The sequence below is a fragment of the Cobetia sp. MM1IDA2H-1 genome, assembly GCF_002916775.2.
Lineage (GTDB): Bacteria > Pseudomonadota > Gammaproteobacteria > Pseudomonadales > Halomonadaceae > Cobetia > Cobetia marina.
Map to the genome: position 1 here is coordinate 3068172 of NZ_CM133225.1, position 12814 is coordinate 3080985.

10 protein-coding genes are annotated in these 12814 nt (G+C 62.7%); 2 read left to right on the forward strand and 8 right to left on the reverse strand.

Translation table 11 applies throughout. The annotated features are described in order from the left end of the window. Positions 1-415: 415 nt before the first annotated feature. Complete coding sequence (locus BOH68_RS13060) at positions 416-1981, forward strand: sensor domain-containing diguanylate cyclase (protein ID WP_077374974.1); 1566 nt, start codon at positions 416-418, stop codon at positions 1979-1981. A gap of 191 nt (positions 1982-2172) precedes the next feature. Here the strand turns inward: BOH68_RS13060 and ilvD are convergent, their stop codons facing one another. Next, on the reverse strand, positions 2173-4017 hold the full coding sequence (gene ilvD / locus BOH68_RS13065) for a dihydroxy-acid dehydratase (RefSeq protein WP_077374977.1): 1845 nt from the start codon (positions 4015-4017) through the stop codon (positions 2173-2175). 402 nt (positions 4018-4419) lie between these two features. On the opposite strand from ilvD, the gene BOH68_RS13070 reads away from it, so the two are divergent. Next, the gene (locus BOH68_RS13070) at positions 4420-4761 is read left to right on the forward strand and encodes a YegP family protein (protein WP_077374980.1); all 342 of its coding nucleotides are present in this window, start codon (positions 4420-4422) and stop codon (positions 4759-4761) included. Positions 4762-4880: 119 nt separating this feature from the next. On the opposite strand, the gene lon is transcribed toward BOH68_RS13070, so the two are convergent. The 7 genes from lon to ribBA all read right to left on the reverse strand — a co-directional run bounded on the left by lon (position 4881) and on the right by ribBA (position 12739). After that, positions 4881-7331: an endopeptidase La gene (gene lon / locus BOH68_RS13075; RefSeq protein ID WP_077374983.1), complete on the reverse strand. Its 2451-nt coding sequence runs from the start codon at positions 7329-7331 to the stop codon at positions 4881-4883. A gap of 307 nt (positions 7332-7638) precedes the next feature. Beyond that, on the reverse strand, positions 7639-8919 hold the full coding sequence (locus BOH68_RS13080; protein WP_077374986.1) for a DUF945 family protein: 1281 nt from the start codon (positions 8917-8919) through the stop codon (positions 7639-7641). Positions 8920-8984: 65 nt separating this feature from the next. Beyond that, positions 8985-9458, reverse strand: a complete 474-nt coding sequence (locus tag BOH68_RS13085; RefSeq protein WP_077374989.1) for a phosphatidylglycerophosphatase A family protein — start codon at positions 9456-9458, stop codon at positions 8985-8987. Further along, positions 9455-10483 carry a thiamine-phosphate kinase gene (gene thiL / locus BOH68_RS13090; RefSeq protein ID WP_077374992.1) on the reverse strand — a complete coding sequence of 343 codons (1029 nt, stop codon included), beginning with the start codon at positions 10481-10483 and terminating at the stop codon, positions 9455-9457. The genes BOH68_RS13085 and thiL overlap by 4 nt, the downstream gene beginning before the upstream one ends. A 1-nt stretch (position 10484) precedes the next feature. Next, on the reverse strand, positions 10485-11000 hold the full coding sequence (gene nusB / locus BOH68_RS13095) for a transcription antitermination factor NusB (RefSeq protein ID WP_077374995.1): 516 nt from the start codon (positions 10998-11000) through the stop codon (positions 10485-10487). Beyond that, positions 10997-11479, reverse strand: a complete 483-nt coding sequence (gene ribH, locus BOH68_RS13100) for a 6,7-dimethyl-8-ribityllumazine synthase (RefSeq protein ID WP_043331374.1) — start codon at positions 11477-11479, stop codon at positions 10997-10999. The genes nusB and ribH overlap by 4 nt, the downstream gene beginning before the upstream one ends. 111 nt (positions 11480-11590) lie before the next feature. Next, complete coding sequence (gene ribBA, locus BOH68_RS13105) at positions 11591-12739, reverse strand: bifunctional 3,4-dihydroxy-2-butanone-4-phosphate synthase/GTP cyclohydrolase II (protein ID WP_077374998.1); 1149 nt, start codon at positions 12737-12739, stop codon at positions 11591-11593. Between the last annotated feature and the right edge of the window lie 75 nt (positions 12740-12814).

Genomic DNA, 12814 nt, shown 5'->3' on the forward strand with positions numbered 1-12814 from the left:
AGGCTTCACGATGTGCATGAACGAAGAAGTGATCGATCACTGGCTTGACAGCAACTGGTTCAGTATCGAACTGGCACTGGAAGACCTGGAAGCTCAGCAGCAGCCGGCACCACCGCTGGCCGAGGCGGCCTGACTCCCGCCCACGACTCGTGAGCAGTACCAGCAGACCGCCATCAACGTCCTTGCGAAGACACGCCAACCCATGGCGAAGGCAAGGAGCCCTCATTTCGGAGCCCCTCATCGAGACCCTCGCTGAGGGGCTCTGCCCTTGTCAGCCTGTAAAGACTGCCCGCTGCGTTTGCGAAAGGTTGAGACAATCGATTTCCTCGCCTGTCACGTCTCCCGGCAAGTCGTATATTGAGGTGTGGTATGGAAAGCCCTCCCTCTCCTGCAGCATGTCAGATAAGGATATCGCATGATGCCAAGCTCATTCTCTGCCGTGCCCTTGCCTTCGGGCAACGCCGGGCACCCCCATGATTCCCTGCTGCCAGAGCACCTGCAGGCACTGCTGGCGCTCAGCCTGACACCTGAGCCCTCCCACGAACGCCACGTGGAAGCCCATCTGGATGCCGGTTGCCGTCTGCTTGGCATGACCACCGCCATCCTCGGACATGCAGAATCCAGTCGCTATGAGATCATGGCGGCGGTCAATCCCCCTGCTGGGCGAGAAGTCGGAGGCGAATGCCCACTCGAAGAGACCTGGTGTTCCAGCGTCATCGCGCAGGCTGCCTGCGTGGCTCATCGCCACATCAGCGCTGAAGAAGACACTCGCGCCCACGCTGCCTATTCCTGCATGCCCTTTGAAAGCTATGTGGCAGCGCCACTCTGGTCTGAAGGTCGCCTGACCGGCACGCTGTGCTTCGGCGATGAAACACCGCGCCAACAGGACTTCACCGCCAGTGAGCGAGCCCTGGTGGAAACGCTTGCCACGGCACTGGGCCAGCTGCTGGATGTCCAGCGCGCGAAAGAGCGCACACGCAGTGAGCTCGACAACCTGCGTCTCGCCTACCAGAAAATGGAAGGACTGTTCTCCCATTGCAGCCTGCCCATGGCCCTGATGGACTTTCATGGCCACTGGACCCGCATGAATCCGGCCTTTTCCCGACTGCTGGGCATGGAGCCAAAGGAACTGACATGCAGTGCCCTGGAAGACATCTCGCACCCACAGGACATGCTGACGTGCCGCGAGGCATTGAGCGCCATGCGGACGGGCGACATCAGCGAATATCGGCAGCCACACCGTTATCTCGGGCGTCATGGCCAGATGATCGACGTGATGCTGGAGCTGAAGGTGATCGACAGTCGCGCCGGGATCATTCTCTCCCAGCATGAAGACATCAGCGAGCGCCGTGCTCATGAAGCGAGCCTGACCAAGCTGCGCCACCAACTGGAAACTCGCTCGCCTGCCGCTGGCCGACTCCCCGGCTCGACACTCGACAAGCTGATGCCATTCGAATTGATCGAGCAACAGCTGGACAACGAGATCGCGCGCAGTGCACGCCATGGCCAGCCATTGTGCATCCTGATCCTCAGCGTGGATGACCTTGAGGATTACACGCGCGAATATGGCCACGTGGCGGGAGAACGCCCTCTGCAGCAGGTGGCATCCATCCTGCGCAACGCCAGCCGCAAGAGCGATCTCCTGTGCATGCGTGAGGACAACTCCTTGATGGCGATCCTCACCAGCACCGATGCCAGCGGCGCGATCATCCTTGCCGAACGCGTCCGCCATGCCGCCGCCGAACTGTCAGGGCTGGATCGGCCGATCACCTGCAGTGTCGGCCTGACCGGCTATCATCCGCCCCCCGATACCATGAGACTGGCCAATCGACTCGAGTTGATGGACCGTGCCCAGCAGGCGCTCAAGAAAGCCCAGCGCCAGGGATGCAACCGGGTACGGTTTCTCGACCCAGACCCGGTCATGCCGCTTGACGCCGGTACGCTGACCAACCTGCCGCCAAAGCCTGCCGGTACTGACTGACTCAGGGCCCGGGGCGGCTAAAATGCACGGCAACCACTTCGAATGCCAGACATGCAAACGGCCACCCCTCGGGGTGGCCGTTTGCATGTCATTGGCGTCCTGCCTGGTGATCAGTGCTGCCGGTCTTCAACAGGCACTGACCGCCAGCACCTTCACGGCGGCACTGGCGGACGGGGACGGAGCGGACGGAATCAATCCAGCTTGCTCAGATCACGCACGGCGCCCTTGTCAGCCGAGGTCGCCAGCAAGGCATAGGCCTTGAGCGCGGCGGAGACACGACGATTGCGCTGGATGCTCGGCTTCCAGGCATGCTTGCCGCGCGCATCCATCGCTTCACGACGCGCATGTAGCTCGCTATCGCTCAGCTGGACATTGATGGTGCGATTGGGGATGTCGATCAGGATGGTGTCACCATGCTCGACCAGGCCGATGGCGCCACCCGCCGCCGCTTCCGGAGACGCATGGCCGATGGACAGGCCAGAGGTACCGCCGGAGAAACGACCGTCGGTGAGCAGCGCGCACGCCTTGCCAAGTCCCTTGGACTTGAGATAGGACGTCGGGTAGAGCATTTCCTGCATGCCCGGACCGCCCTTCGGCCCTTCGTAGCGGATGATCACGACATCGCCTTCCTTGACCTTGTCGGCCAGGATGTCTTCCACCGCCTGATCCTGAGATTCGCAGACATAGGCACGGCCTTCGAAGACGAGGATGGAGTCATCGACGCCTGCCGTCTTCACCACGCAACCATCCAGTGCGATGTTGCCGTAGAGCACGGCCAGGCCGCCCTGAGTGGAGAAGCAGTGATCGTAATCGCGGATACAGCCTTGGGCGCGATCACCATCCAGGCTTGGCCAGCGCGCGCTCTGGGAGAAGGCGGTCTGGGTCGGGATCCCGCCCGGACCGGCACGATAGAACTCGATCACCTCATCGGTGGGCGAGCGCATGATGTCCCACTCTTCCAGCGCCGCAGACAACGAGTCGCCATAGACGGTCGGCACCGAGGTATCCAGCACGCCGGCGCGGTCCAGCTCGCCCAGAATCCCCATGATGCCACCGGCACGATGGACATCCTCGATGTGATACTTCTGGGTGTTCGGCGCCACCTTGCACATCTGCGGCACGCTGTGGGACAGCTTGTCGATGTCGGACATGGTGAAGTCGACACCGGCCTCCTGAGCGGCGGCCAGCAGGTGCAGGATGGTATTGGTCGAGCCCCCCATGGCGATATCCAGCGTCATCGCGTTGGCAAACGCCGCCCGTGAACCGATGGCACGCGGCAACAGGTGCTCTTCGTTGCCTTCGTAGTAACGGCGTGCCAGCTCGACGATACGATGCCCGGCGTTCTCGAACAGGCGACGACGATCGGAGTGAGTCGCCAGCACCGTACCGTTGCCCGGCAACGCCAGACCCAGCGCTTCCATCAGGCAGTTCATGGAGTTGGCCGTGAACATGCCCGAGCAGCTGCCACAGGTCGGGCAGGCACTGCGCTCGATCTCGGCGACCGTCTCGTCGTCGACGCTGTCATCGGCCGCGATGACCATCGCATCGACCAGGTCGAGACCGTGGTCCAGCAGCTTGGTCTTGCCGGCTTCCATCGGGCCGCCGGAGACGAAGATGACCGGGATGTTGAGGCGCATGGCGGCCATCAGCATCCCGGGGGTGATCTTGTCGCAGTTGGAGATGCACACCAGCGCATCCGCACAGTGGGCATTGACCATGTATTCGACGCTGTCGGCGATCAGGTCACGCGACGGCAGCGAATACAGCATGCCGTCGTGCCCCATCGCGATGCCATCGTCTACCGCGATGGTGTTGAATTCCTTGGCGACACCGCCGGCCTTCTCGATTTCGCGCGCTACCAGCTGCCCCATGTCCTTGAGGTGGACGTGGCCGGGCACGAACTGGGTGAAGGAGTTGGCAACGGCGATGATCGGCTTCTGGAAGTCACCATCTTTCATGCCGGTGGCGCGCCACAGGGCGCGGGCGCCGGCCATGTTACGACCTGCGGTGGTCGTACGGGAGCGATACTCTGGCATGGTGTCCTCGTCAATGATGCTTGGCCACTCTCCTGTGCAGAACGATCGACGGAGAACATCCCCTAGCGCGGGGCTTGTCCGGGTGATCCTTCGCACGGGAGTGGCTTCTGTTTTGATCAGGCTGCGCTTCGCTTGTGAAAAGACGCAGACCTGGTGTCCAGTGGAGATGCGGGACATGTGAGCCACCGCTATCTGCCTGAGCTCAATTCTGTCATGTCCCGCCCCTGCTTGCCTACCAGATAGCATCGCATGTACGCGGCGGCAGCGTGAAAGACGCCGCGATGGCTCCCGAACGTTGAATGCCGCAACTCCTAGCGTGGGTTTCCCCCGAGAGGCGCTGTTTACACTGGAAGACGACATATCAGGCAGTGTCAGACATCCCTCAAGGAACAGGAGTCACCCATGGCCGGAAAATTCGTCATCACCCGCGGCAAGGACAGCAAGTTCTATTTTGCGCTCAAGGCCGGCAACGGTGAAAAGATCCTCCAGAGCCAAGGCTATGCCGACAAGCGCGGCTGCCTGAACGGCGTGGAATCCGTGCGCAAGAACGCCGCCGAGGAAAAACGCTTCACGAAGGAAGTCGCCAAGGATGGTCGCTTCTATTTCACGCTGCTGGCCGCCAACAGCCAGCAGATCGGCCGCAGCCAGATGTACAAGTCGGAATCCGGCCGCGACAACGGCATTGCCAGTGTCGGACGCAATGCACCGGAAGCCGCCGTGCTGGAACAGCTCGATACCGCCTGAATGCCCGCGAGCGTGACGTCTGCATGCACACGACGCCCCACGGAAAAGCAGAAGCCCTGCCCATTGGCGGGGCTTCTGCTTTTCGTCGGATGTCGCCATCCATTCTGCGCCGTGCGTTGTCAGTGGCGCTGCGCGTTGTCGCTGTCAAAGACCACTCGTGCCACATCCGCGTAGCGGGCCGCGAAGTGGACGATCATGCCCTCCTTCAGATAGTCCGGCAGCTCATCATAATCCCGCTGATTGGCCTGTGGCAGGATCAGTTCGAAGATGTCACTGCGGCGTGCGGCAATAACCTTCTCACGGATACCGCCCACCGGCAGCACCTGTCCGGTCAATGTCAGCTCACCGGTCATCGCCAGCCCCTTGCGCGGCGCCTGATGCCTGGCCAACGACATCAACGCCGTGGTCATGGTCACGCCAGCGCTCGGGCCATCCTTGGGTGTCGCCCCTTCCGGCACGTGCAGGTGAATGAAGGATTCATTGAAGAAGTCAGCCTCGGCATCGTAGGCCTCAAGATTCGCCAGGGTATAGGAATAGGCGATATTGGCCGATTCCTGCATCACTTCCCCAAGCTTGCCGGTCAGCTTCAAGCCACGCGTCAGGCCGTGCACACGTGTGGCCTCGATGGGCAGGGTCGCGCCGCCCATGCTGGTCCAAGCAAGCCCGGTCACCACGCCTTCGCCGGCCAGGACCTTCTCGCGACGGAAGATCGGCGCCCCCAGGAATTCCTCGAGATTCTTGACCGAGACCTTGACCGTCGGCAGGTCCTCCTCGAGCAGCTTGACCGCCGCCTTGCGCACGATGCGGTGCAGCTGCTTCTCCAGCTGACGCACGCCCGCCTCGCGAGCATAGCCCTCGATCACCTGACGCAGCGCGGCGTCACTCAGATTGATGCGCTTCTTGGGAATGTTGTCGCGTGTCAGCAGCTTCGGCCACAGGTGATGCTTGGCGATCGCCATCTTCTCTTCGGCGATGTAACCGGAGAGGCGTATCTGCTCCATGCGGTCCAGCAGCGGCCCCGGGATGCTATCCAGCGTGTTGGCGGTACACACGAACAGCACCTTGGACAGATCGAGGCGCACGTCGAGGTAGTGATCGAGGAAGTCGACGTTCTGCTCCGGGTCCAGCACCTCGAGCAGCGCCGAGGCCGGATCGCCCTGGAAGGACTGCCCCAGCTTGTCGATCTCATCCAGCATGATCACCGGGTTCTCGACCTTGACCTCCTTGAGTGCCTGCACCAGCTTGCCGGGCATGGCACCCACGTAGGTACGGCGATGGCCCTTGATCTCCGACTCATCGCGCATGCCGCCGACCGAGAAGCGATAGAACTCGCGCCCCAGTGCCTGAGCGATGGAGCGCCCGATCGAGGTCTTGCCCACACCGGGCGGGCCCACCAGCAGCAGGATCGAGCCACCGACATCGCCCTTGAAGGTGCCTTCGGCCAGGAACTCGATGATGCGTGATTTCACGTCATCCAGCCCGTCATGGTCGCGATTGAGCACCTTGCGCGCATGGGCGAGATCCAGCTGGTCGGTGGAGGTGATGCCCCAGGGAAGCGAGGTCAGCCAGTCCAGATAGTTGCGCGTGGTGCCGTACTCCGGCGAGCCGGTCTCCAGCACCGAGAGCTTGTCGAGTTCGTCGTCGATGCGCGATTGCACCCGTTCGGGAACCTTGAGCTCATCGAGGCGTCCGCGGAAGGTATCCACATCATTCTCGCGATCATCCTTGGAGATGCCCAGTTCACGCTGGATGACCTTGAGCTGCTCACGCAGGAAGAATTCACGCTGATGCTTTTCCATCTGCGCGTTGACCTGCTGGGAGATCTCGGTCTGCAGCTGGGCGACCTCGATCTCCTTGCGCAGCAGCGGCAGTACCTTCTGCATGCGCTCCATCACCGGCAACGATTCCAGCACCTCCTGCAACTCCGGCCCCTTGGCCGAGGTGATGGCAGCGGCAAAGTCGGTCAGCGGGCCGGGTTCATGCGGGCTGAAGCGATTGAGGTACTGCTTGAGCTCTTCGCCGTACAGCGGATTGATCGGCAGCAGCTCCTTGATGCCATTGATCATCGCCATCGCGTAGGCACGCGCCTCGTCGCTCTCGGCATCCACCGGCTCGCGCGGATAGGTCACCTCGACCAGATAGGGCGGCTTGCGTGACAACCAGCGGGTGATCCGGAAGCGGCGCAACCCTTGAGCGATGAACTGGACCTGATCCTGGCCATCTTCGGGCTTGTGGACACGCACTGCCGAACCGATCTCGGGAAAATGCTCTGCCCCCATCTCGTCGACTTCGACATCACCGACGAAGGCCAGCCCCACCGCGTGGTGTGGCGTGTTGCCGACCCGCTCCATGGTCTCTGCCCAGCGCTGCTTGTTGATGACCAGCGGCTGGACCTGAGCCGGAAAGAAGGGACGATTGTGGATCGGCAGCAGGTAAAGGCGCTCAGGCAGCTGATCACCACTGGGTACCAGCCCACCAGCCCCCGGGGAATGCTCAGGCTCTTCCTGACTGGCATCTTCAAAACCGGACAGAACGTTGTCGTGATCGGAGGTATCTTCGTGACGTGACATGCAACCCTCGTGAAACCGGGCCTCGGTTGAGGCGATCATCTTCACCAATGTGGTCTGTCGGGCACTTTATCAAGTACTGTCGGGCACTTGTCTGACGGGATGCCTGTCTATCGGCACCGGTTCGCCACCTGCCGACGGATACGACAAGGCCCGCCAGAAGGCGGGCCTTGTCAGCTGTCCAGCACGATGGCAGACAGAAGGGTACGGTCAGATCCGAAGGTGGCTCAGCCACCTGTGAAAGACAGGCCGGCTCAGTCAGTCCGGCTCAGTCAGACCGACTCAATCTGACCGGCTCAGTCAGGCTGGCTCAATAGATCGGCTTGCCATTGACGAGCAGCGCATCCCCATCGATGGTCAGCACCAGGTTCTTGTCAGCGGAGTCCGGCGGGATGCCCGCCATCATCGCCAGCATCGGCGGCACATTGCGGAATTCGAAACGTCCACTCATGCGATCCAGGAAGGCACGCTGCCCTTCGATGGTCTGCAGTTCGGCGATGCTCAGATCGGTCATCCCGGCCCCATCGAGAATCAGCTGCCCCTCACCCTGCATGTCGACACCGAAGACTTCGCTGCGCGCCTTGAGGGACTCCAGCGTCAGACGAGGAGACGTGCTCAGCATGGTGAACAGCGGCGCCTCGACCTTCTCGAGCATGGCGACCTGCTGATCTTCCGTCAGCTCTTCAAACGGCTTGCCGGCTTCTTCCAGCAGGCCCTGCAGCTGAGTGATGAAATCATAGACCGCCGCGCCCTGAAGACGGTCGATCGACAGCGCCAGACTGCCGCTGGCCATCTGCTGATCACCGGCACTCACGTCCTGCACGGCCAGCTTCATCAGATAGCGAAGCTCGGTCGGGTCGAGCCGCGTCTCGCCGGAATAGCTGATATCGGTCGCCACCACCGGCGGCTGCCCCATGCCATTGTCGATGGTCAGCGTATCCAGCTCGATCTTGTCATCCTGGCGGAAGTCGTTGTCCGCACCACGATAAAGACCGTTCAGGCTCAGGGTACCGACGCTGATCTTCTCGTCACCATTGGTGATCTCGAAGGGAGAGACCTCGCCGTCGACGGTGATCTCGGGAGTATCACCGCCATCATGTGACGCCGTCAGCTCGCCGCCCTTGAAGTCGAAGCGCGTGCCGCTTTCCGGGTCCTGCCATTCAAAGACAGGCAGTGTCACCGTGGTATCACTGGCACCGCTGAAATTGTCGACGCTGCCATCGAAGGCGATGGCCTTTCCATCCCCGATGACCTCGGAAAGCACATCGCGGGCCGGTGTACCGTACTGCAGCTTGATGTTGCCCTTCATGCTGGTGGAGAGCAGGCCATGACCGGCTTCATAAGGCAGCACGACACGCACGGGCCCTTGCTGCTCCCCCGTGGCAAGCTCCATCTTGAGTCGACCGCTCGAGTCGAACCAGCCGCTCTGCACGTCATCGCGGCTGGCCTTGATGTCGGCGCTGCTGTCGAGCTCCGCCACCATTCGCGCCATCTCGTCTTCGAAACGCTGACTGGAATACGCCACGCCACCGACATAGCCGGCAGCACCGATGACGACGACAGCCGCCGCAGTTACGAGTCCCTTGCCCATCGTTGTTATCCCTTGTTTATCATTGTTGAAGCGTCACACCCACCACGCAGTGCCTCGCTTCCTGTTCAATGCAGCCACAGCCATAGATGCATGGTCGACCAGGCGAAGATGCCGGCGAAGATGTCATCGAGCATGATGCCGAATCCCCCCGCCACACGACGGTCAGCCCAGCGGATCGGCCATGGCTTGAGAATGTCGAAGACCCGGAAGACCACGAACCCCCAGAGGGCAGCCTGCCATGAAAACGGCACGGCGACCATGGTGATCCAGTAGCCGACGAATTCATCCCAGACGATGCCGGAATGATCGTGGACGCCCAGATCCTTCGAGGTGCGATCACAGATCCAGATCCCGAGAACGGAGGCGGCCACCACGATGGCGATGTAGGGCCAGAGCCCCAGTCCCGCCATCATCCAATAGAACGGAATGGCGGCCAGGGTGCCGAAGGTGCCGGGCGCAAAGGGCGCCGTGCCACTGCCGAGCCCGAAGGCCAGGAAATGGACGGGACGACGCCAGACACTGGCAGGTGCACGATTCATGAGCTCACCTCCGTGGCATCCGCCGGCGGGAAGTGCTGCCAGCTGCGTCCCGCGGCGGCCTGCTCGACCCCTTCCTGCTCGAGGATGACACGCGGCTCGCTTCCCTCCACTGCCTGCATGCGCCCGATGACGCTCAAGGACAGATTCAGGGGGCGCAGCGCGTTGATGGCGCTCTCGAGATGCTCTTCCGGCATCGTCAGCAGCAACTCGTAATCATCACCGCCATTGAGGACCGCCTCGCGCGCGCCCTGCTCGCCCAGCGCCGCCATCAGCTCCGGCGCCAGCGGCAGTTCGCCAAGCTCCAGCGCCGCCGACAGCTGACTGGCACGACAGATGTGTGCCAGGTCACCCATCACGCCATCGGAGACATCCAGGCCCGCACTGGCCAGCTGGCGCAGTGCGAGGCCCGCCTCCACACGCGGCTCCGGACGCAGATAGGCGGCCAGACACGGGTCCAGCACATCCCGCGTGCCGGACTGCCATGCCTTCAGACCGGCATGCGCCATTCCCGGTGCGCCCGTGATGACCACCAGGTCGCCTTCACGGGCACCATCACGTCGCAGGATGGGGCGGGATACGCTATCCGGATGGCCTGCATCCTCCAGCACCAGCGGCAGCTCGCCATGCACGGTGATCGTGATGGAGAGCGGGCCGCGTGTGACATCGCCCCCGACCAGGGCGATGCCATGACGTTCGGCCAGCGCATGGAAGCCGGCAGCGAAGCCATGCAGCCAGTCCTCGTCGACCTCCGGCAGCGTCAAGGCCAGCAACGCCCAGCGCGGCGTCGCCCCCATGGCGGCCAGATCGGAAAGATTGACCGCCAGGGCGCGATGCCCGATCGAGGACGCCGGAGCATCCGGCGGGAAGTGAACGCCCGCCACGGAGGTATCGACACTGATCGCCAGCTGCATGCCATCACCGGCGGCGAGGAGCGCACAGTCGTCACCCGGCCCCAGCAGCACGCCCGGTGCCCCGGACAGATCGCGCTGGAAGTAGCGGGCGATCAACTCGAATTCGCCCGGCATGTCAGCGCAGGCGGGCCTGGGTCACCTCGGCGCTGCGCAGCTTGACTGCCAGCTTGTCGAGGATCCCGTTGACGTACTTGTGACCATCGGTGGCACCGAAGGTCTTGGCCAGCTCGACCCCTTCGTTGATGGCGACACGGTACGGCACTTCCATGCGCCTGGAGAGCTCGTAGGCGCCGAGACGCAGGATGGCCAGCTCGATCTCGTCGAGATCCTGAAGACGACGATCCAGCAGCGGGCTGATGCTGGCATCCAGCTCTTTCTGGAAACGCGGCACGTTGTGCAGCAGCTCATGGAACAGCGCCTGGTCAGCGATGCGCATCACCTCGACCCAGTTCTCGTGCAGCTCGACATCGTCATCGACCTGCTGACCGCGAAACTCGGCTTCGATGGTGGTCATGCTCTTGCCGGTCATCTGCCACTGGTAGATGCCCTGGACCGCCAGCTCGCGCGCGGCACGGCGTGCCTGCTGCTGCTTGGACGGTTCACGCTCGGAACGTTGCTGACGTTCGCTCATGCATCACCTCCCATGGCCTTGAGCAGCGAGACCATTTCCATGGCGGCCATCGCGGCTTCAGTGCCCTTGTTGCCGGCCTTGGTGCCCGCACGCTCGATGGCCTGCTCGATGGAGTTGACCGTCAGCACGCCATTGGCCACCGGCGTGTCGAACTCGAGCTGCAGACGAGACAGGGCGGAGTTGCATTCACCGGCGACATATTCAAAGTGCGGTGTGCCACCACGAATCACCGCGCCCAGCGTGATGACGGCGTGCGGCTTGACCTTGGCCAGCACGGCCTTGACGGCCAGCGGGATTTCCCAGGCGCCCGGCACGTGGATCAGGTCGATGTTTTCCTCATCGACGCCGTGGCGTACGAGGGAATCGACCGCGCCTTCCACCAGGCTATCGACGACGTGGTGGTTGAAACGCCCGACGACGATGACGTAACGGCCATCGACATTGGTGAAGGTGCCTTCGAGTTGAGCAATCGGTTGCATGGTCAGTCCACAATGCTAGCGCCCCGGCGAACCGGGGCGGAGATATCAATCATACCGGGAGCGACGACCGCGACTGGTCCCCACTCCCGCCATTTGGGTAGTGCCGGGGCCTTATGCACCCACGGTGTCTGTGCCACTGGCCGCGTCATCACTGCCGATCAGCTCGACCACTTCGAGGCCGAAACCGGACAGCGCAGAGAACTTCCACGGCGAGCTGAGCAGACGCATCCGGCCAACGCCGAGATCCCTGAGGATCTGGGCACCGGTACCGGTAGTCAGATAGTTGCCCGCACCATCGGATTCGTTGGTGCGCGGCGTACGACGTCGTCCGAGGAAGACATCGAGACGTTCCTTGTAATCCTGTGAATCACTGCCGGTATCCAGCAGCACCAGCACGCCCGCATCAGCGGCAGCGACCTGTGACAGTGCATCATGGAGCGCCCAGCTGCTGCTGCCCGGCTGACGCAGGGTCAGGAGGTCACGCATCGGGTCCTCCACATGCACACGCACGGTGGTCAAGGCGTCAGGCGTCGGCGTGCCCTTGACCAGCGCCAGATGGTGACGGCCCTGGATGCGATCGCTGAAGCAGTGCAGCGTCAGCTCGCCGAAGGCCGTCTCGACCTGCTCGCTGTCCAGCACTTCCACGGTCTGTTCGTTGTGGATGCGGTATTCGATCAGGTCCGCGATGGTGCCGACCTTGAGATCATGCTCGGCGGCAAAGCGCTCGAGCTCCTCACGACGCGCCATGCTGCCGTCGTCGTTCATGACCTCACAGATCACGCCGGTCGCGCCAAAGCCCGCCATGGAGGCCAGATCACAGGCCGCCTCGGTGTGGCCGGCACGACGCAGCACGCCACCCGGCTCCGCCATCAGCGGGAAGATATGCCCCGGCTGGACGATATCCTGCGGACGGGCGTTGCGGGCGGCAGCCGCCTGCACGGTACGTGCGCGATCAGCGGCGGAGATACCGGTGGTGACGCCTTCGGTGGCTTCGATGGAGAGCGTGAACTTGGTGCCGAAGCCGGAACCGTTGGCCTGCACCATCAAGGGCAGCTGGAGCTGCTCGCAATGCTCACGCGACATCGGCATGCAGATCAAGCCACGCGCATGACGCGCCATGAAGTTGATGTGCTCGGCTGTCACGGCTTCCGCGGCGATGATGATGTCGCCTTCGTTCTCACGATCCTCGTCATCCATGAGGATGACCATCTTGCCCTGCCGGATATCCTCGACGAGTGCTGCGATGCCTGATAGCGCCATGCTTGCTCCACATTTCGGACCGCGCCGACGGTTGCCCGGCCCACGCGTGTTATCAAAAAGTCGGGCGTCAGGGTA

Bases quoted from the DNA above. Each gene is read 5' to 3' on its own strand.
- BOH68_RS13060 (WP_077374974.1), top strand. From the start codon at position 416: ATGATGCCAAGCTCATTCTCTGCCGTGCCCTTGCCTTCGGGCAACGCC.
- ilvD (WP_077374977.1), bottom strand. From the start codon at position 4,017: ATGCCAGAGTATCGCTCCCGTACGACCACCGCAGGTCGTAACATGGCC.
- BOH68_RS13070 (WP_077374980.1), top strand. From the start codon at position 4,420: ATGGCCGGAAAATTCGTCATCACCCGCGGCAAGGACAGCAAGTTCTAT.
- lon (WP_077374983.1), bottom strand. From the start codon at position 7,331: ATGTCACGTCACGAAGATACCTCCGATCACGACAACGTTCTGTCCGGT.
- BOH68_RS13080 (WP_077374986.1), bottom strand. From the start codon at position 8,919: ATGGGCAAGGGACTCGTAACTGCGGCGGCTGTCGTCGTCATCGGTGCT.
- BOH68_RS13085 (WP_077374989.1), bottom strand. From the start codon at position 9,458: ATGAATCGTGCACCTGCCAGTGTCTGGCGTCGTCCCGTCCATTTCCTG.
- thiL (WP_077374992.1), bottom strand. From the start codon at position 10,483: ATGCCGGGCGAATTCGAGTTGATCGCCCGCTACTTCCAGCGCGATCTG.
- nusB (WP_077374995.1), bottom strand. From the start codon at position 11,000: ATGAGCGAACGTCAGCAACGTTCCGAGCGTGAACCGTCCAAGCAGCAG.
- ribH (WP_043331374.1), bottom strand. From the start codon at position 11,479: ATGCAACCGATTGCTCAACTCGAAGGCACCTTCACCAATGTCGATGGC.
- ribBA (WP_077374998.1), bottom strand. From the start codon at position 12,739: ATGGCGCTATCAGGCATCGCAGCACTCGTCGAGGATATCCGGCAGGGC.